Below are 20,683 nucleotides of genomic sequence, written 5' to 3' on the forward strand. Positions count from 1 at the left end.
CTACTCTACCGTAGCAATAACTGACTGCCACGGTACGATATGAAAAACCAGCGGCTTTATATTCAAGCAATAAATAGTCAAATAACGGGATGATGGATCGCTTTATATCATTTTCCATGTCATATCGTTTTCGCTCAAACGATGATAATTGAGCTGCGGATAAGCAGACAAATCAACACTCTGTAAATTATTCAGCGCCGTAAGTAATGCCTCGTAATACGGCTCAATCATCGCAAACTGTACTGGTGTCGTATGCTGCACATTTAATAAGCACTTGTCCTCCAAGTCCTGACTGGCCTGACGCAACTGCGGTACACCTGTGTAACGACTACCACCCAGTATACGGTGCGCGATTTGTGCCAATAGGCTACGGTCACGTGCTTCCCATGCTTGAGTCAATGCTTGCTTTTCCTCATTGATCGTATCAATCATCATGATGATAAGCTTCGCTGCTAGATCAGGTTTATTTGCTGATCGAGTCAGTGCATCTTGCCAGTCTAAAATCTCAGACGTATCTTCGGTCGTACTTACGTTTTGTTGATTTAAGTCTTGATTTAGGGTCTGGTGTAAGTTTTGATGCAGATTATGATCTGCTTGCTCATAAACTCTCTCATCTATACTCGCACCCATATCTTCAGAAGCATACGCTATAGGTGCCGCTTGTGAGTCTAATAACGGCGCGCGTCCTTGATTATGCAGGCGTACTCCTCCGTAGCGTGGCTGGTTCTCACGCGTCGTTTCTCGTCTATAATCCTCTCGAGGCTGGCTGTCACGTAAGTAATCATCCCGAATTTTTTTCAATGATAAAGGCCGAGTAACTTTTGCCTGATTTATCGTATCAAGCGTACCTCTAACCCTGTCATTGTCATTGTCTTTGGCTATAGGATAAGGCGCTGTCTTTGAACCTGACAACTGCGTTGCGTGTTCTTTAAGATCTACATGCGTCAGGTCGGCACTTTGTGGGTCAAAGCTTTGTAGATCGTTATCGTGTGGATCAAAACTTTGTATATCAGAGCCTTGTAGGTCAGTGAGTGGTAAACCAGATGCTTGTAAGTCTGTATGAGACAATGCTGTAAGTTGTGGCGAATTGCTTGTACGTCCCAGCCATTTTTGTAGCACTTGTAGTAACTGCGGTTGGCTAATGGGCTTACCAACGTAGTCGTTGATACCACTGGCAATCAACTTGTCACGCTCATCAGCTAAGCCGTGCGCTGTTAGCGCGATAATAGGAATACGGCTATCAGCAGTTTCAATATTACGAATTTGCTTAGCCGCTTCGTGACCTGACATACGCGGCATTTGAATATCCATAAATATCAAGTCGATATGACTTTTGTCTTGTGCAGCGGCTTTATCTTCAACTCCTGCATCTTCAGTATAAAGCGCAGTGCTTGATTTCTTATTTACTTCATCACGCGCTTCTGCTTTAGAGAGCTGCGTCTTATTTGATAGACTCTGCTTATCACTTTTGGCAGTTTTGACATTTTTGGTTTGTTGCTTACTGATAATCTCTATAGCATCAAACCCACTACTCGCTGTGATGACTTGAATACCAAGCTCACTCAATAGTGCATCTAACACCAACAAGTTTGGCAAATGATCATCAACTGCTAGTACCGTAACCCCTTTCCAGCGCGGCGCTTGTAAGCTATTTGGTACGCTGCGGTTTTGCGTATCAAGCATCGCATAGAGCTGTCTTTTGTCTAACGGCTCATACAAGATATTAGCGTGATAACGGTTCAGCAGCGCTTGGTCAGCAGCGACTTGGTAGCCAAACACAGCCAGCTTTCCTTGATAGTGCAGACGTATTTGTTTGAGCAGCGCCATCATGTCGTCTTGCGTATCATCATCAACAATGACCCAATCCCAAAAATTCCCATATTCTTTTAGTGACTCAAGTACCCCTGGTAGTGAGTTGGCTTGGGTTAGCTTAATCGGTAAGTATTGCAAGCTTGCTTTGAGCACTTGTATTGAGGCGGTATGATTAATCCAGACCAACACGTTAAACTCATCGGTTTCGCTCGCAAGCGGCGCCAAAACTGGTAGCTCAATGGTCTGACCAGTTGCTGCTTCTAGCACATCGACATGAGCTGGCATACGGAACCAGAACGTCGCTCCTTGATTGGCGATGTTTTCTTGAGCATTGTCATGAAACCCAATATCACCGCCCATCAGACGCGTCAGCTGTTTGGAGATAACCAGTCCCAGTCCTGTACCGCCATATTGACGCGTGATGGATGGATCCCCTTGACTGAAGCTTTGAAACAGCATTTTTTGATCAGCAAGAGAGATGCCTTTACCACTGTCCTGCACACTAATCATCAGATAGTTATCACGATGGTCATCCAAGCTCACTCGCACCACCACATCGCCACTATCCGTGAACTTGATAGCATTACCGACGATATTGGTCAGTACTTGCTTAAGACGTAGCGCATCGCCATTGATACGCATCGGCACATCATTGTAGAACAGTACCGCCATACGCAAACCCTTCTCCGCAGAGACAGGAGAGAGCATATCGACCACATCGTATATCGTGTCATAAAGATCAAATTCATGGCGATCAAGCACTAACTTGCCAGCCTCAATTTTAGAAAAATCTAAAACGTCATTTACTAGAGCAAGCAGGTGCGCCGAAGACTTACGGATGGTCTGTACATACAAATCCTGCTCGGGGTTTAGCTCACCGTGACGCGCCAGCAAGTTGATAAAACCATCAATACTGTTTAGCGGGGTACGCAGTTCATGACTGATATTGGCTAGAAATGCAGACTTGGCTTGGCTGGTTGAGATTGCTGCATCACGTGCGTTTCGGATAGAAATATTCTGCATCTCCATCTCATCAAAAGCCAAACGTAGGTCATCTTCGGTCTGCTCGGCGTGGTCTTTGAGCTCTTGGAAACTCCTATGCAGTCGGCGCAGCGTCCTAACCAAGTCTTGCTGTAATAAGTTTAGCTCACCATCTGACTCGACTGGCACAGGCTGATAGAGATTGTCGACATGGGTACGTTGTAACTGCAAGCGCAGCTCATAGATTGGCGCAATCCAACGTTTTGAGTAGATATTTAAGCTAAGCAATAGAATTAAGATAGTGAATAGCCCTGTAATCACTAGTGCCATCGCAATACGATAACGGGCGATGTAAAGAGGCTCATTATCCATATCGACCAGTAGCCACAAGGTCTGACCTTCAAACTCACCCAGCACACTGCCATATGCCGTCCCTACCGGCGTTGGTTTTTGTGACAAGAAACTTGCCGAATCAGTGATTAAAGGCCACTCTTCATTCAGACCATAGCCAACGGTTGCCAAGACCTGATTGCCTTCATTGATGATAGCGATACGCTGTACATGCTGCTCAGACTGCATACGCCCAAGTTTATCTTGTATGCTTTCAAGCGTAGTCATTGCAGTTTCCGATGCGCCAGCGGTGCCTTTCCATATTTGCTGACGCTCTTGCGCTAACAGATCAGGGATTAGCTCAGCGATAACTGGTGTATAGCGAATAAGTACCGCTTCAGCCAACACTTCTTGCTCTGAGTCACTAGCACGCATAGTTTCGTGAAACACCAAAATACCACCCACCGCTGCCAACACACAGATGGGCAAAAACACCAGTATGACCAACTGGCCATAAGCACTACTGGTATCGAAACGTTTTCTATATGCCATGCTCGCCCTACTCTCTACCGAATTTTTGCAGTGAATTTTGATGCTGCTTCTAACATGCGTGGTCCAAGCGATTAACTTTGCTAGCCTAGTTCTTCACACAATATATTGTTGTACGCTTGAGATTATCTTAACAGGATTCTATAAATGACGGTTAATCATTAAGAATTACATCACTTAGGTTCTCTCGTTTCATGTTCCTTTAACTCAGGCTCGCTCGGACAGCCACGGTAACTACTACGACAATCGATCAGAAATGATAAGCCCTACTACATATTTTCATCTTAATCGCACTCAGCACTAACGATACCAAAACGCTGTATCACGACTGGTATTTACCTATTCATTAATATCTTAGGTAGCTAACAAATTAACTCAGTCACTATTATTCCTTCATGCGATAAGCGCAGCTGAAAACAAAATGATATAATGACGCAACTTTTTATTTGCCACAATAGATCGCTCATAGTCAACACGTATGGGAGCGTATTCTACTGCCTTCACGTTTTGGTTTGCTTCTCACCATAAACCAATATACAAAACAGCTGTCTCGAATTATTATCAAACAATAAAAACAGTAACCCTATCTAAAACGGTTACCCAAAAAGTATTCTAAAAAATAAATAAGGATCCCTTATGTCCGCTACGGCCATATCAAACACCAACTTTATCACTCAAGTGACCACGCTTGCTGACTGTGTCGGTCAGACGCCACTGGTCAAATTACAGCGCCTGGCCGAGCAAGAGCACATCGGCAATGGTGCCACGCTATTGGCTAAACTCGAAGGCAACAACCCTGCTGGTTCTGTAAAGGATCGCCCTGCCTTTAATATGATCTATCAAGCTGAACAGCGCGGTGATATCAAGCCTGGTGACATGTTGATTGAAGCAACTAGTGGCAATACTGGTATTGCGCTAGCCATGGTCGCGGCGATGCGCGGTTATCCAATCACCTTGCTAATGCCAACCAACTCAACGCAAGAACGCAAAGACGCTATGATTGCTTATGGCGCGACGTTGATCGAAGTAGATGAAGGTATGGAAGCGGCACGTGACTTGGCATTACAGATGCAAACCGATGGCAAAGGCATCGTGTTGGATCAGTTTAACAACCCTGATAATAGCCAAGCACATTACCTAACCACAGGGCCTGAGCTATGGGCACAAACCGAAGGTAAAATCACTCATTTTATTAGCTCAATGGGTACCACAGGCACCATCACAGGTGTCTCACGGTATCTAAAAGAACAAAATCCAGATGTTCAAATCATTGGCTTGCAACCCGATGAAGAAGCCTCTATTGCGGGCATCCGTCGTTGGCCTGCTGCATATATGCCAGGTATCTTTGACGCAGACTTAGTAGATGACATCATGGATGTCGATCAGAACATTGCTGAGATTTATATGCGCAAATTGGCGAAGAACGAAGGGATTTTTGCTGGTGTATCCTCAGGCGCTGCTACTTGGGCAGCAACGCAAGTAGCCAAAAACAATCCTGATGCTGTTATTGCCTTTATTGTCTGCGATCGTGGAGATCGTTATTTATCAACCGGTCTATACAGCGTCGATGATAGCGCTATAGATGACGCCACCAATTAAGCTTATAACCAGCTATCTTACAAATAGTAAGCTGATAAATAGTTAGGATTATTCATGTCACAATCGCTACCATCTGACCCTATACTCGTCTTTGATATCGAGACGGTTGCCGATATTGATGCTGCGCGTCGTATCTATCCGCAGCTGGCGCAGCTCAACGATGCAGATACGTTGAGTGCGCTGACGGCAATCCGGACGCAAGAGGCAGGGCATGACTTTATGCGCTTGCCACTACAGCGTATTGTCTGTATCTCAGCGTTATATATCAAAGACGGTAAGTTATCGTTGTTTTCGTTAACTGCAGATAAGTTTAGCGAAAAAGACATACTTGCTAAGTTTTTTCGAGCGTTTAGCGATGTTGAGACATTGCCACAGCTCATCAGCTGGAATGGTTCGGGCTTTGACATCCCTGTACTGATATATCGTGCGATGCAGTACGATTTATCGGCGCCATGGCTGTTTGAAGAAGGCGAACGCATCAAGAACATGCGTTTTGATAACTATGTCAATCGCTTCCACACGCGTCACCTTGATTTGATGGACAGATTTAGTCAATACGGTGCCAGCCGCCGCGAAGCTATGGATATCGTCGCCAGTTTATATGGCTTACCAGGCAAGACTGACGTTGATGGTAGCATGGTCGGTGCTCTAGTCGAGAGTGGTGACTGGCAGACCTTATCTATCTACTGTGAGTCTGATGTGATGAACACATGGCTTATCTATCTACGCTGGTTACGTCTTACAGGACAGTTATCCTCACCAGGCTTCGATGCTTGGCAACAGCAGAGCTACGACTATCTAGCACAGTATACCCAGGCAGATGGTAGTCCGCGGCACCAAGAGTTTATCGCTGACTGGTCATCGGCACCCACATTATAGCCATAGTACGATCAGCAGCTTTCACTCCCCTTTTCTAGTTATTTATTTTATTTATTATTAAGGCAGGTTTATGCAACCCACCGATTCAAAAACGCCTATAGCATCTGATGCGACATCACAAAACAGTGACACTCAAACGAATGAATCTCAGATGAAAGACACCCAAAAGATTGCTATTCCGCCTAGTAAGAAAAAATCTAAACCATCATCCAAAACGCGTCGTCGTCTAAAAGATGCAGAGCCAATTCCATTTAACATTGATGGCTTATCACATGATGGTCGCGGCGTTGCTGTCTATGGTAATGGCTTTGGTATTGATGATGGTCACGCTGAAGACAAACACGGCAAAAAGATATTTGTCAGCTTTGCCCTACCGGGTGAAAGCGCCTTGGTCAAAATAACCAATAGCCGTGCCAGTTTTGAAGAAGGCGATGCAATTAGTATTACTGCCAATCCAAATCCTGAGCGCGCGGTACCGCCTTGCCCGCATTTTGGGGTTTGCGGCGGTTGTAACTTACAACACTGGCAGCCAGATGGTCAGATAAACTTTAAGCAAACTGTACTTGCTGAGATGCTGGTACATCAAGCCAATGCAGCACCGGATAACTGGTTGCCTCCTGTTGTCGGCGATCGACTGGGCTACCGTACCAAAGCACGTCTAGGCGTGCGTTATGTGGTCAAAAAAGAAACGGCGCTGGTCGGCTTTCGTGAGCGCTCGAGCAACTTTTTGGCAGAGCTAAATGAGTGTCATATTTTAGACCCCCGTATTGGCTTTGAGATCGAAAACCTAAAGACTCTAATTAGCACATTGGACAGTCGCGATAAGATTGCTCAGCTTGAGCTTGCGATGGGTGAGCATTTGCCTGAGCTACCTGATGGCGATCAGCCAGTTGCCCTTATCGTACGTAACTTAGAACCATTGTCAGATGCGGATATAGATAAACTAAAAGCATTCTTTGCAGCGCGTAACTGGCAGCTATATCTGCAGTCGAAAGGTGCTGATAGCATTCAACGTATCGCTTTAACCGATGCCGACGACTTAAGCGAGCAGTTTGGTCGCTTGTATTATCAGCTGCCAGAATATGACTTAACCTTTGAGTTTATCCCTACTGACTTTACCCAAGTCAACCTATCTGTAAACCGTCAAATGACGAAGCTGGCTTGCGACTTGTTGGATCTAAAAGCAGGCGAACGAGTGCTGGATCTGTTCAGTGGTTTGGGCAACTTTAGTCTACCTTTAGCGCGTCTAGTTGGAGAGACAGGTTCAGTGATTGGGGTCGAAGGTAGCGAAGCTATGACCGAACGCGCGGCTGACAACGCACGCCGCAATGGTATCAATAACACTGAATTTTATAGTCAAGATTTGACGCAAGACTGCACTGACAAGCCTTGGGCCAATCAAGGTTTTGATGCACTATTGATCGATCCACCACGCTCTGGTGCGTGGGAGATTATGCAGTATTTGCCAAAATTCAATGCGGAGCGTATCGTCTATGTCTCTTGTAATCCAGCAACGCTCGCTCGTGATACAAAGGCATTGCTAGAGCAAGGCTATCGTCTAACACACGCGGGTGTAATGGACATGTTCTGCCATACAGGCCATGTTGAATCTATCGCTCGCTTTGAAAAAGTAGCCGTTTAATTTAGGCCCTATCATATGATGAATAAGCCATATTAAGTAGACGTTTGATGATGACATAATCTGATACAAAATTTGGATAAGTTCTTATCGAGAAATAACGGCTAATCCATACAATTAGCCACAGTCATTACAGACGCTCGCTTGATTTGTCATTTCAAAGTGAGATAATAGTAAACAATCTTCTTATATTTTAGATCAAAGTATGAGAAGTACCTACGCTCATAGCTTTATATATTTTACGCGCATTTTATAGCTGCTAAAAATAACATTTTTAGCAGTTGTATTGGTTTATAGCTGGCACTTTATGAATCGTCAATTCAGAGTGTGTGCATAGTAGATGAGGTTATAATCAATTCAAAATAGCTAAGAGGAGTCGGCTATGGTAAAGATTCGTGAAGGATTACCACTGGTGGATGGACAGACCACACAGGCCGATAGTGCAACACTAGCGGCGCAACTGGTAGCGAGCCAACGCTCTCATCAGTCGGCCAATAGCTATGCCCAAATTCCCCTCGATATCAAATACCAGCTGGCAACTCATAAACTACATACGACTTTTGATCGCTCCGCTGCACATACTTATGATGGCCGCGATCCCAAGCTTGATAATGAGCAATTAGACAATACCTACGCGCAGTCAAATGAAGAGCTTGAGGCTGTTGATATAGATCAAGCCAATATCGACGTCCCAACATGGCTAGATAATGTTGCCAAACGCATTGGACAAGAGTCAGTGCCTCATCTTAGTGCTGCCTGTGAGTTTATCCGCAATCATATGAACACCAGCCAATCTGAGCGTTCAGGGGCTTATGTGACCGGCATCGGAATGACGGATATATTGACATATCTCTATCAGGATGAAGATGCACTCGTCGCAGCCATGCTATACCGTAGTGCTCGTAAGTCGATCATTAGTCTTGCTGAAGTAGAGAAAAACTTCGGCTCAGACGTCCATACCCTTGTCAAAGACACCTTGGCCATGGGTAAGCTCTCAGAAATTATTGAGAGCAACAAGCGCTTAGAAGACCATTTCGTAAACAACCAACGTGATCAGCTGTCAAACATCTACAGCATGCTTATCTCTGTCACCAATGACGTACGCGTGGTTCTCATTAAGCTGGCAGAGCGTACCTTTGCTATGCGTGAGCTGACTTTTTCTAATGAAGAGCGTCAGAGCCGCGTTGCACGCGAAGTCATGACTATTTATGCGCCACTCGCGCATCGCTTGGGTATTGCACAGCTTAAATGGGAGCTTGAAGACTTGGCTTTTCGTTATCTTGCGCCTGACAGATATAAAGAAATTGCCAAATTACTGTCAGAGAAACGCAGCGAACGCGAATCCTACATCCAGCGTGTGCAAGACAAGCTCAATGATTCACTATCACAGGCAAATATTGAAGGTGAGGTCTCTGGACGTGTCAAACACATCTATTCCATTTATCGCAAAATGAAACTTAAGGGTTTGTCGTTCGATCAGCTTTATGATATTCGTGCACTACGTGTATTGGTAACCAATCCCTCTGACTGCTATCATGTTTTGGGTCTGGTACATGGCTTGTGGCGTTATATTCCTGAGCAGTTTGATGACTATATTACCAATCCAAAGTCAAATGGCTATCGCTCTCTACATACTGCAGTCATTGCTGAGAACAAGTCCCTTGAAGTGCAGATTCGTACGCACGAAATGCATTTTGAGGCTGAGCTTGGCATGTGTGCGCATGTCAACTATAAAGAAGGTCTGAAGAACAAAAAGGACAACTACTTAAATCAAAGAATCAGCTCGCTACGTCAGTTATTGTCTATTAATAATGAAACGCGTAGTCAAACGCGCTCATCTACTCTCACAGGCGAAGAGATAGATGACACAGAGTTCGATGAAGAAGAACAACTCGTTGATTTCGACGAGCTCGAGCGTATTTATATCTTTAGTCGTGATGGCGACATTACCGAACTGCCCAAAGGTGCAACTGTTCTTGATTTTGCCTACTACGTGCATACTCAAGTAGGCAACAGTGCCCAAGCCGCTCGAGTCAATCAGCGCTATGTACCACTGACCTATCAACTCAAAACAGGTGAGCAGGTTGAGATTATTACCAAGTCTTCACGTGAGCCAAACCGCGACTGGTTAGTGGCCTCACTAGGTTATATTCATACCAACCGTGCGCGCTCAAAACTGCGTCAGTGGTTCAATAAACAAGATCGTGATAAGAATATAGAGATAGGTCGCCAGATGCTCAGCAAAGAGCTTGAGCGCCTGTCTGTACATCCTAATAGTATTGATTTAAATGACTATATTCAGCATTTTCACGTTAATACCACCGATGATATTATTGTGGGTCTTGTTACAGGTGATATTGGACTTAATCAGCTTACCAGTCATATCTCGCGTCAGCTGCATCTAGAGCCTGAAATACCGTCAGAGAATTTCACCTCTCATGTGGACAATAGAGACTCAGGTAAGATTGATGCTTACAAAATCCATATCGATGGTCTAGATAATATTGAGGTCAACTTAGCAGGCTGCTGTCATCCTGTGCACGGCGAACCAATCGCTGGATATATTACGTTATCACGAGGCGTGAGTGTTCATAACCGCGGTTGCCCTGAATATACACGTCTGGTTGAGCGTGATCCCGAACGCAAAATCGAAGCAGCTTGGGAGGTACAATCAGGTCGCTATCAACCAGTTGATATTCATGTGGAGGCATACGACAGGCGTGGTTTATTGCGTGATCTGACGCAAATTATTGACAAAGAAAATGTCAATATTCGCCAAGTTCAGACCCTTAGTAATGATGACAATATTGCCTTTCTAAAGTTTCATATCGAGGTTTCAGGGTTGGCACATTTGTCTAAGCTACTAGCAAAGCTAGAGCAGCAACATGGTATTTTGCATGCTCGCCGTGCTGTCGCTTAAGTCATACCGTTATCTATATATCGATTATTCAACAATAGAGTTGTCATAAGAATACTATGCCTGAATTGCCAGAAGTAGAAACGACCAAAACCAGCCTTGCACCGCTATTGGGACAACAGGTAGCTGATATAAAAGTGTTCCAACCCAAATTACGCTGGGCAATGCCAGATGACCTAGATAGTGTAGTGAATCACACGTTAGATAGCGTGGAGCGTCGAGCAAAATATCTCGTTCTCAATTTTTTACCTATCATAGTTGATGACAAGTCTGCCTTCATCAAAACAGCATCACCACTTCAGATGCTCGTTCATTTAGGAATGTCAGGTAGTTTGCAGCAGCATCCCTATGGTACTGATAAACGCAAACATGATCACCTGATCATAACTTTTAACAATGCTGACAATACAAAGTCTCAACTACACTACTATGACCCTAGACGTTTTGGCTCAGTACTATGGTACAAAGATTACGGTGCTAAATTATTAGATCACCTAGGTCCTGAACCACTCTCAAAAGCGTTCACTGCAGATTATTTGTACGCGTTGATTCAACGTACTGACTCTGGTCGTCAAGATAACCTCAGTACAAAACCGGACAGATCCTTATCGACCAAGCAGCAAAAATCTATCACTCGAGCCATTAAATCAGTGATTATGGAACAAAAAGTTGTGGTAGGTGTTGGTAATATTTATGCGACCGAAAGCCTTTATCTATCAGGTATTCATCCTGCTACCCCTGCTAACCAAATCTCATACCAACAGCTTAATATCTTGGTTGATCATATTAAAGATATCTTAAAAAAGGCCATTAAACTTGGGGGTTCGACGCTACGCGATTTTACAGTAGCGAGTGGTCAGACTGGTTACTTTCAACAAACTTTAAACGTTTATGGTCGGCAAGGAGAGCACTGTCTACATTGCGACACTACATTAGAGAATATAAAACTCAATGGTAGAGCCAGCGTTTACTGTCCAGAGTGTCAACCGCTAGCATAACCGCTGGCTATACATGGCGCCTTATTTTGCCTTAAGCTCAAGCGAGCACTCTTACCAAGTCGCTCTAACTGAGCAAAATATGTTTTATTGCAGTAAGAATATCCTGCGCATTCTTGTTGCTTATTGACGTGCATCTTGCTTTAATAGAAGGAGCTCTTACATAAACAGTGCAAGCTATTTATTTTTCTGTAATACTATACCCGTATATCGTTGCCGCATTATTCTCGTGTGAAGACAGCAGCAGCCATTAATCATACTAATTATGAATCTTAGGATATCGTCATGACTGTTAAAGCTAAAACCCAACGCACAGTTAAGCAAAGCCTCTTCACTGTTGTTGCTACCTTAGGGTTAATGGTTGCTAGTATGCAGCCTACTTTTGCAGCCATAGAAATAGACGAGACTGACTTTGGTCCTTCATACGAGACAATGGTAGTTGATACAGTCGTTGGCAAGCCATTACAGCTCGTTAATGCTGTGGCTGGTACCGCAGTGTATCTCGTTAGTCTACCCTTCTCACTTATTGGGGGTAATGCAGACCAAGCGCAGCAAAAATTGTTTGTTGAGCCTTGGGATGCCATGGGAAGATGTTTAGGCTGTACCGTTGCCGAAGACAACTACTATAAATCGCAGGTTGTTGATAATAATATTGTACGTATCGTCGTTGATCAACCATCAGAGATTTTGATTAATACCAACGATTACGTGGTTGTCACTCCATAGAACTGTCATTCCATAGATTACTATTGTTAACGGTTTTTTGGGTAGTTTAAGAACTGTCAGCTTGTGAACAAACGATTTATAAACAGATATAAAAAAAGGCTAACGTTACGTTAGCCTTTTTTATTGATTTATTTTAGAGATACTAAAATATTAAGCACCTTTCTTGCTACGACCGTGACGCTTACGCTCACTTTCGGTCAAGTAACGCTTACGGATACGTACCGCTTTTGGCGTTACTTCAACCAATTCGTCGTCTTGAATAAACTCAAGCGCTTGCTCAAGAGTAAATTTGACGGCTGGCGTCAACGTCAATGCTTCATCAGTACCACTTGCACGTACGTTGGTAAGCTGTTTAGCAGTCGTTGGGTTAACTGTCATATCATCGTTACGAGAGTTAAGACCAACAATCATACCTTCGTAAACTTCAAGCTGTGGCTCAGCAAATAACTTACCACGTTTCTGTAGGTTAAATAGTGCAAAACCTAAGCAAGTACCGTTTGCCATAGAAACCAATACGCCATTAGAGCGACCACCAACATCACCAATCTTTTGTGGACCGTAATGTGAGAAGCTTGACGTCATGATACCGCTACCTGAAGTCAATGTTAAAAACTCAGAGCGGAAACCAATCAAACCGCGAGCTGGGATCGTGGCTTCAATGCGCATACGGCCTTTACCATCAAGCTCCATATTGGTCATCTCGCCTTTACGTAGACCGACCTGCTCCATGATAGAACCTTGATGCTCTTCTTCAATATCGAAAACAACGTTTTCGTACGGCTCTTGTAGCTTACCATCAACTTCTTTTACGATAACTTCTGGACCTGATACGCCCATCTCGAAACCTTCACGGCGCATGTTTTCGATAAGTACAGATAGATGAAGCTCACCGCGACCTGATACCTTAAATTTATCAGGAGACTCAGTATCTTCTACACGCAATGCCACGTTATGAATCAACTCACGCTCAAGACGCTCACGAATATTACGTGACGTCACAAACTTACCATCACGACCAGCGAACGGTGAGTTGTTTACTTGGAAGTTCATCGATACTGTAGGTTGATCAACCGTTAGTGGTGGTAGCGCTTCAACATTATTAGGATCACAGATGGTATCAGAAATATTTAGTGCATCGATACCAGTAATGCAAACGATATCACCTGCCTGCGCATCTTCAACATCGATACGATCAAGACCATGATAGCCCATAATTTTCAGGATACGGCCGTTACGTGTCTTACCATGCTTATCGATAATGGTCACTGGCGTGTTAAGTTTAACTTTACCACGCTGGATACGACCAATACCAATCACACCAACAAAGCTGTTGTAATCAAGGCTTGAGATTTGCATACGGAACGGAGCATCAGCATCAACTTGTGGAGGCTGTACAACATCGACGATAGTTTTGAAAAGTGGGGTCATGTCATCAGCTAGATCGTCTGCTTCTAGACCTGCAATACCATTCAATGCCGACGCATAAACAACTGGGAAATCAAGCTGTTCGTCATTAGCACCTAAGTTATCAAACAAATCAAAGATTTGATCCATTACCCAGTCAGGGCGTGAGCCAGGACGGTCAATTTTATTGATAACAACAATTGGTTTTAGACCTTGCTCAAATGCTTTTTGCGTTACAAAACGAGTCTGAGGCATTGGACCATCAACAGCATCGACAACTAGCAATACGCAGTCAACCATTGACATTACACGCTCAACTTCACCACCAAAATCGGCGTGACCTGGGGTATCAACAATGTTGATACGGTATTCAGTTTCTGAAGTCTGATCTGTCCAGCGGATAGCTGTGTTTTTAGCCAAAATAGTAATACCACGTTCTTGCTCAATATCACCTGAATCCATTGCACGTTCAGCGATGTTTGCACGATCACCAAAAGTACCAGATTGATGTAATAATTTATCAACCAAAGTTGTTTTACCGTGGTCAACGTGGGCAATAATTGCAATGTTACGCAGGTGTTTGATATCGTTCGCCATATAAAATGCTCGTGTCGTCTTAAAAAAATGCAGTAGCAATAAGCGCCGCTGGATAAACTCTTATCATCAATCAGATAGATACTAAAATTCAGATGACACAGTATAAGTGCTATCAAAAAATTCAATATAATCAAATATCTATGCCGATAAATTCATCGTACAGATAGCTATGCTAATGTACATTCTGTCAATTTACAGAATGTTTGGGTGGCTAGTATAACATTATTGATTCATAAATTTATGAAATAACTTACTTTTCTCAATTCACAAATAAAAAAAAGCCACCCATTAGGTGACTTTTTTTGTAACCGTATATTTAACTATACAGCTGATTAGCTAATACTTATTGAACAACCATATCTTTAGTTTGCTCAACAGTCATAGTTTTGTCACCAGTGATGATGGCATAAACACGACGGTTCATAGCACGACCTTCTTCAGTGTCGTTTGATGCAATTGGGTTGTCATAACCATAACCAACAGTTGATAGACGGTTTGGAGCGATACCGAATTCGTTGGTTAGCATAGATTTAACAGCAACGGCACGAGCTTCAGATAGACGTTGGTTGTAACGTGCTGAAGGACCAGTTTTAGAAGCATGACCTTCTACACGAGCTGTAGAGTTAGGATACTCACGCATCTTCTCTGCTACTTTAGCGATTTCTGGCTGGTATTGAGCTTTGATAGCCGATTTGTCGTTGTCAAAGAATACACGTAGTTCCATTTTCAGCTCGTCAGTAATATCTACTGGTACTGGGCAACCGCGCTCATCAACTACTACATTCATTGGAGTGCCTGGGCATGCATCCATGCTATCAGGTACGCCATCACCATCAGAATCAAGGTCAGCTTCAACAACAACTACTGGAGTAGTATCAACCATTGGCTCTTGCATTGGTGGTACTGCTACTGTAGGTGCTAAATGGCCACCAAGTACAACTTCTAGACCGGCTAAAGCCATGCCTTCCCACCAGTTGTTATCAAAGTTGTGAATCGCACGAGCTTCACCACGTAGGCTTAGTGCATCGTTGATACGATACATAGCACCTAGACCTAGGTTACCGATAGTGTCTTTAGTACCACTAACTTTATCACCTGAAGAATCTTTAATCTCAAGCTTAGACTGGCCAGCACCAACTAGTACATAAGGCTTAAGTGCACTATCAGTATAACCAGTAAACTCTTCAGTACCGATCAAGAAGTTACCAGAAATCATTTCTTGTTCTGCATCAAAGTTATCAGAACCATCTTGGCGGATAGCATCAGTATCTGATACACCATACTCTACTTGGAACTGAGTAGAAGGAGTCAATTCGATACCTAATGCTGCACCAGTGTAAAGACCATCTTCTTTGTAATAGCTATCGCCATTACCGCTATAGTCTCCCAATAATTCCGCTTGATCATCATCAGCGCCTTCGCTGTAGTGATAACCTAGTAATAGTGGGCTGATAGTTACACCAGCATTGGCTGCTAAAGGTGCAGCTGTTACAGCGAACAGTGCTAGAGCGATTTTATTCAGTTTCATGGACTTCCTCCAAAGGATAATTTTAGTAATGCATTAAGCAAAACCGATTCTCAAGACGTTTTCTTTAAAGTAGACATCTTTTACACATTTAAGTTACAGAGCAAAACTAATTAAGAAGCAGCTTAGCGATTATCAATTCAGTTTACAACGTTTTTCGTTAACGAGCTACACATTATTACACGATGATGTTGCAACTAAAACACAATCCATTGCCTAAGTTACTCAGAACTAACATACCTTACGAATTTTATCTATTGTATGTGAGTTCGCGGTAGATATTGATAAGACCACACCTACCGTTTGAACATATTTTATTACAATTTATAATTTTTCTCTATGCTTAATATGGATAATTCACTAATTGAAACATTTTTTGACAGTAGGTATATATTCTGTTTATATTAAGACAGTCAACATTGTTCTAGGCATAAAGCAAATTTGCCAACGTACCAGTTTTGTATACTAACTTCAGTTGCAGCATTTAGCTACTTTAATTGAAAGCCTCTAAGCATCGCGTTTGATAGAAGCTATAGGACAGGCTAGATCATTTATTAAAATAATTTAATACTATGGGATATGGCAGCTTATGAGATGGCGTCGTAAGATATCATCAGAAAGTAGTCAAGGATTCACTCTGGTTGAGTTGATGGTAACTATTTCAGTATTGGCTATTGTTACTGCCATAGCCACGCCAAGTATTTTGACACAATTAACACGTATGGAGGCAAACCGTGTTAAGAGCCAGCTGGAAAACACTTTATCTCTAGCCAAAGCTGAAAGTTATATCAGTAGACAAGATATAATAGTCTGTTTGGCTAAAAATGAAAGACGATGCCATAGAAATGGTGATAAAACGCTTTTAGCGTTTGTAGATAAAAATAACAACCATCGTTTTGATGCTCAAGTAGATACTTTGCTAGCTAAGCAGATTTTGAACCTGAAGTACAGTACTGTAAAACTGAGAGTAGGTAGCAGACGTCACTATACTAAGTTTTGGGGGGATAGTGGCAAACCTCGAGGACACTTCGGACATATTAAGTACTGTCCCACCTCTTCTTACAACCAGACAATGTACCAGATATCATTCAACCAAGCAGGTATTGTCAGATACAAACCTAACGCAGACCATCCTACTGGTTGCTAGCATGACGAAAGAGCTCATGCTGACTATATGACTTGAAAGAATAAATTCACTGATAACGCTGCTGCTGTTGCCATAGTAGCCGACTTTGTAATGGTTGATAGTCAAGTAAATGATCTATCAGATGCCGATGAAGCTTTGACCAATTGTTTAGTGTCGTCTCAACAATACCAAGATGTGCCATTTCAATAATATCCACACCTTTGAGAACCGTTTGGCTAGTACTACTTTCCAAATGCTCAGATTCAGTATCGTTTTGTGCAATAGGCAGTAGACCTACATCAGGTAAAAACCGATAAACACCATCAGGCTCAATATTATCTTCGACATTGTCATGTGTTAGCGTTAACGTAAAACCAAGCTCATTAAACAGATGCTTTTCAAATTGGCGCAAACATAGGCGTAGCTCATTAGCACTCAAAGACTGCTTAAGGCGCTCTAAACTGGTTTGATAATGTTGCCACAAAATAGGCATTGGATCTTCGGTAGGTAACAGGCGCCACAGTATCTCATTAAGATATAACGCTGCATATTGGTGTTGACCATTGATATTGGCGTAAGGTACTGCTTGTGAAGTCTTGGCAAAACTATCTTCTAATGCGCTATCTGTTTGAGTGACCGTTTGCGAGGTGATATGAATTTGACTGAATGTCTTTAAATCGCGTTTACCCGTCGCAAAAAGCTGCAGAGGCATAAATAGCGGTGCGCCTTTTTTCCCAACACCATGAATCACGCCATGCTGCTGAGAAAAAAGATAATACAACGCACGCTTTTCTTGATAAGGTCGCTGATGTAATAAATAACCAATTAACGCTTCGTTACGCATCGTTTATCACCTCAGCATTTAATATATGGGTAGCAGTATTACCGCACTACCCTTTAATCGCTATCAATAGCCCAAGCTGGTCAATGCACGTTCGTCATCAGACCAACCACGTTTTACTTTGACCCATAATGTCAGCATAATCTTCTTATCGAACAGCTGCTCCATATCTTTACGAGCATCCATACCGACTTGCTTAATACGTTGACCTTTGTCACCAATGACGATAGCTTTTTGACCACCGCGCTCAACAAATATAGTCGCATCAATAAAAGTGCATGCTTTACGTGGACGCCCTGTCTTTGGATCAGTATGCGCAGGTTCATCTTTAAAAGCGTCAATCTGTACAGTCAAGTCATAGGGTACTTCATCACCTGCACTACGCATGATTTTTTCGCGGATGATTTCACTAGCCAAAAAGCGCTCTGAGCGATCAGTGATTTGCTCTGTATCATAGATAGGTGCGGCAATTGGTAGATGTGAGGCAATGACTTCTTGCAGACGATCTAAATTTTGGTTTTTGAGCGCAGATACTGGAACAATATCAGCAAAATCGAAACTTTCATTGAAGGTTTCAATAAGCGGTAACACACTGCCTTTATCTTTTAGCGTATCCGATTTATTAATCACCAGTACGACTGTCAAATTGGTTTCACCAAGTTTTTGCAACGTCAGCAAATCATCATCACGCCATTGATCTGAGTCAACGACAAATAATACGAGATCAACATCCACCAAAGCAGATACTGCTGCTTTATTCATGCGCTCGTTAATCGCACGCACCTCATTACGATGAATACCTGGCGTATCAACAAACACAGCTTGCATTTCATGGTTCGATAAAATGCCATGAATACGGTGGCGAGTCGTTTGTGGCTTACGTGAGGTAATAGATAACTTTTGACCAAGCAGATGGTTCATCAACGTTGATTTACCTACGTTTGGACGTCCAACGATCGCAACATAACCTGATCTGAAGTCATCAGCTATGCGAACATTATTACTTGGTGAAAAAAACTCTTCGATCGCCATATCATTGTCTACTGTGACATCTTCTACGTTATCACTATCGCCATCAGTAATTTCGATATTGTCTCGGTCTAAATCGTTATCAGCATGTTCGATCATGTCTTGAGTGTTGTCTTCTTTGTTTGATGGCAAATCAGTACGATTGCTCATAAGGTATTCCTATAGGGGTTGTATCTAGCCAGATATCGCTTAATAGCTTGCTTATGTCATTGCTATTGGCTATCGGCCAGTAATATTTAAAGTTTTAAGACGATTGATAGGTAAGGTAGCGTTAAACAGTGCATTTCAAGGTATCCTCGCTTGAAAGTGACACTCTATAGTTAAAATATTTTTGCGGATATCGATAGCCATTCACTAAGGACGCTTTTTGGCTGATCCTGGAAGTTTATGTAGCTGATTGATCATAAGCTCTGCTGCTTTTTGCTCAGCAATACGGCGACTCTCACCAGATTCAGTAATATCAGGACAGTTATTGATATTGACGTGACAGCGTACTACAAAGATTTGATGGGGAGCATTACCGCGCGTTTCCATTAGCTCATAGTTTGGCAAATCAAACTGCTTCGACTGTAGCCACTCTTGCAAACGGCTTTTGGCGTCTTTTAGTGCTTTTTGGTCGTTGACGTTATCGATCAAATCTCCATACCATGACAGCACGCAGTTTCTAGTAATATCCATATCATGACTGTCTAAGTAGATAGCACCAATCAATGACTCTACTGCGTCAGCCAGAATAGAGGCGCGATTGCGACCACCACCTTTACGCTCACCTACGCCTAATATTAGATGGTTAGACAACTCCAAGTTTTGCGCAATGATAACCAGAGACTCTTGGCGTACAAGCGTGGCACGCATACGAGTGAGACGTCCTTCATTCTGATTAGGATAACGATGGTATAGCGCTTCGCCCACAATCATACCCAACAGCGCGTCGCCTAAAAACTCTAAACGTTCGTAGTTTTTTTTGCTGTCAAATGAGCGATGTGTCAATGCAAGCTTTGGGAGGCTTAAGTCATTAAACACATAGCCTAACTTACGCGTCAATACCGCTAACCGCTGAATAAATTCTGAGCTAACAACAAGCGTGTCGACAGACGTGCTATTTTTTTTGGGAGTAGGAACCGCTTGGGAATGTTGCGAAGTTGGTTTCATGCGTGGCTTGTGGTTATCCCTTCTGTTTTACAGATTTAGTTTAATAAAAGTATACGTTGGGCAATATCAAGAGTACAAAAGTACTGTGCTGGATTGCTGCCGCTTACTTTGCTTCAGCCATATCAACATTGCCTTCGAAACGATTGACAATATCAACATTGCTAAAAAAATTATTGGTTACTTCGTATTTTTTATGAATAGCCAATTGGCCTGTTTTTTTGTCGGTAAAAGTAAATACTTCTTCTGCCTTGGTATCATAATCAGCATTGATAGACAGCTGTTTATTCACACGCTCAACGAACTGCTTAGCTGTTTCATTATTATTGTTGGCTACTTTTAGCTCTGCGCTCAAAAGCTTTGTTAACTGATAGTCACCAATTTGAGCAGGTAGGATAGCTACCATAAGCTTCAGAGAAATACCCAGCACCATAATAATGAGAACGATATTGGTCACACTAGCACCGCGCTGCGTGGTCAAACCAGATAACTGCTGCATTATGATATTCCTCTATGGGTAAATAACTGTTTTTGATGGCTACTTATCAGACAGTCATCGATTGGATAGCAACGATATTAGCATAA

The 20,683-nt window shown here is 42.8% G+C and carries 14 protein-coding genes; 7 read left to right on the forward strand and 7 right to left on the reverse strand.

What is annotated here, in order from left to right:
• Positions 1-102: 102 nt before the first annotated feature.
• A complete protein-coding gene (locus AC5JPO_RS06640; protein ID WP_493853594.1) occupies positions 103-3,675 on the reverse strand; it encodes an ATP-binding protein in 3,573 nt (1,190 codons plus the stop codon).
• 633 nt (positions 3,676-4,308) lie between these two features.
• Between AC5JPO_RS06640 and cysM the strand changes: the two genes are divergently transcribed.
• The 6 genes from cysM to AC5JPO_RS06670 all read left to right on the forward strand — a co-directional run bounded on the left by cysM (position 4,309) and on the right by AC5JPO_RS06670 (position 12,427).
• Positions 4,309-5,271, forward strand: coding sequence for a cysteine synthase CysM (gene cysM / locus AC5JPO_RS06645; protein ID WP_493853595.1), 963 nt, complete (start codon positions 4,309-4,311; stop codon positions 5,269-5,271).
• A 54-nt stretch (positions 5,272-5,325) separates the two neighbouring features.
• Entirely contained in the window at positions 5,326-6,150 is an 825-nt protein-coding gene (locus AC5JPO_RS06650; RefSeq protein WP_493843736.1) for a 3'-5' exonuclease, read from the forward strand.
• A gap of 70 nt (positions 6,151-6,220) precedes the next feature.
• Positions 6,221-7,792, forward strand: coding sequence for a 23S rRNA (uracil(1939)-C(5))-methyltransferase RlmD (gene rlmD, locus AC5JPO_RS06655; protein WP_493853596.1), 1,572 nt, complete (start codon positions 6,221-6,223; stop codon positions 7,790-7,792).
• 379 nt (positions 7,793-8,171) lie between these two features.
• Entirely contained in the window at positions 8,172-10,709 is a 2,538-nt protein-coding gene (locus AC5JPO_RS06660; protein WP_493853597.1) for a RelA/SpoT family protein, read from the forward strand.
• Between the two features lie 56 nt (positions 10,710-10,765).
• Positions 10,766-11,704: a bifunctional DNA-formamidopyrimidine glycosylase/DNA-(apurinic or apyrimidinic site) lyase gene (mutM, locus tag AC5JPO_RS06665; protein ID WP_493853598.1), complete on the forward strand. Its 939-nt coding sequence runs from the start codon at positions 10,766-10,768 to the stop codon at positions 11,702-11,704.
• Positions 11,705-11,986: 282 nt separating this feature from the next.
• On the forward strand, positions 11,987-12,427 hold the full coding sequence (locus AC5JPO_RS06670) for a hypothetical protein (RefSeq protein ID WP_493853599.1): 441 nt from the start codon (positions 11,987-11,989) through the stop codon (positions 12,425-12,427).
• Positions 12,428-12,577: 150 nt separating this feature from the next.
• Here AC5JPO_RS06670 and typA read toward each other — a convergent pair whose 3' ends face one another.
• Together typA and AC5JPO_RS06680 are read right to left on the reverse strand one after the other, a co-directional pair.
• Positions 12,578-14,428 carry a translational GTPase TypA gene (gene typA / locus AC5JPO_RS06675; RefSeq protein ID WP_319051900.1) on the reverse strand — a complete coding sequence of 617 codons (1,851 nt, stop codon included), beginning with the start codon at positions 14,426-14,428 and terminating at the stop codon, positions 12,578-12,580.
• A gap of 343 nt (positions 14,429-14,771) precedes the next feature.
• Complete coding sequence (locus tag AC5JPO_RS06680) at positions 14,772-15,956, reverse strand: OmpA family protein (protein ID WP_493853600.1); 1,185 nt, start codon at positions 15,954-15,956, stop codon at positions 14,772-14,774.
• A 586-nt stretch (positions 15,957-16,542) separates the two neighbouring features.
• Here AC5JPO_RS06680 and AC5JPO_RS06685 point away from each other — a divergent pair.
• Positions 16,543-17,100, forward strand: a complete 558-nt coding sequence (locus AC5JPO_RS06685) for a pilus assembly FimT family protein (protein WP_493853601.1) — start codon at positions 16,543-16,545, stop codon at positions 17,098-17,100.
• Positions 17,101-17,146: 46 nt separating this feature from the next.
• On the opposite strand, the gene recO is transcribed toward AC5JPO_RS06685, so the two are convergent.
• The 4 genes from recO to AC5JPO_RS06705 all read right to left on the reverse strand — a co-directional run bounded on the left by recO (position 17,147) and on the right by AC5JPO_RS06705 (position 20,597).
• On the reverse strand, positions 17,147-17,923 hold the full coding sequence (gene recO, locus AC5JPO_RS06690) for a DNA repair protein RecO (RefSeq protein ID WP_493853602.1): 777 nt from the start codon (positions 17,921-17,923) through the stop codon (positions 17,147-17,149).
• 63 nt (positions 17,924-17,986) lie between these two features.
• Complete coding sequence (gene era / locus AC5JPO_RS06695) at positions 17,987-18,952, reverse strand: GTPase Era (RefSeq protein ID WP_493854019.1); 966 nt, start codon at positions 18,950-18,952, stop codon at positions 17,987-17,989.
• A gap of 351 nt (positions 18,953-19,303) precedes the next feature.
• Positions 19,304-20,101 (reverse strand): ribonuclease III, encoded by a 798-nt coding sequence (gene rnc, locus AC5JPO_RS06700; RefSeq protein WP_319051904.1) that lies wholly within the window; start codon positions 20,099-20,101, stop codon positions 19,304-19,306.
• A gap of 103 nt (positions 20,102-20,204) precedes the next feature.
• Positions 20,205-20,597 (reverse strand): DUF4845 domain-containing protein, encoded by a 393-nt coding sequence (locus AC5JPO_RS06705; RefSeq protein ID WP_319051905.1) that lies wholly within the window; start codon positions 20,595-20,597, stop codon positions 20,205-20,207.
• Positions 20,598-20,683: the final 86 nt, after the last annotated feature.

The organism is Psychrobacter sp. H25, from assembly GCF_059076335.1.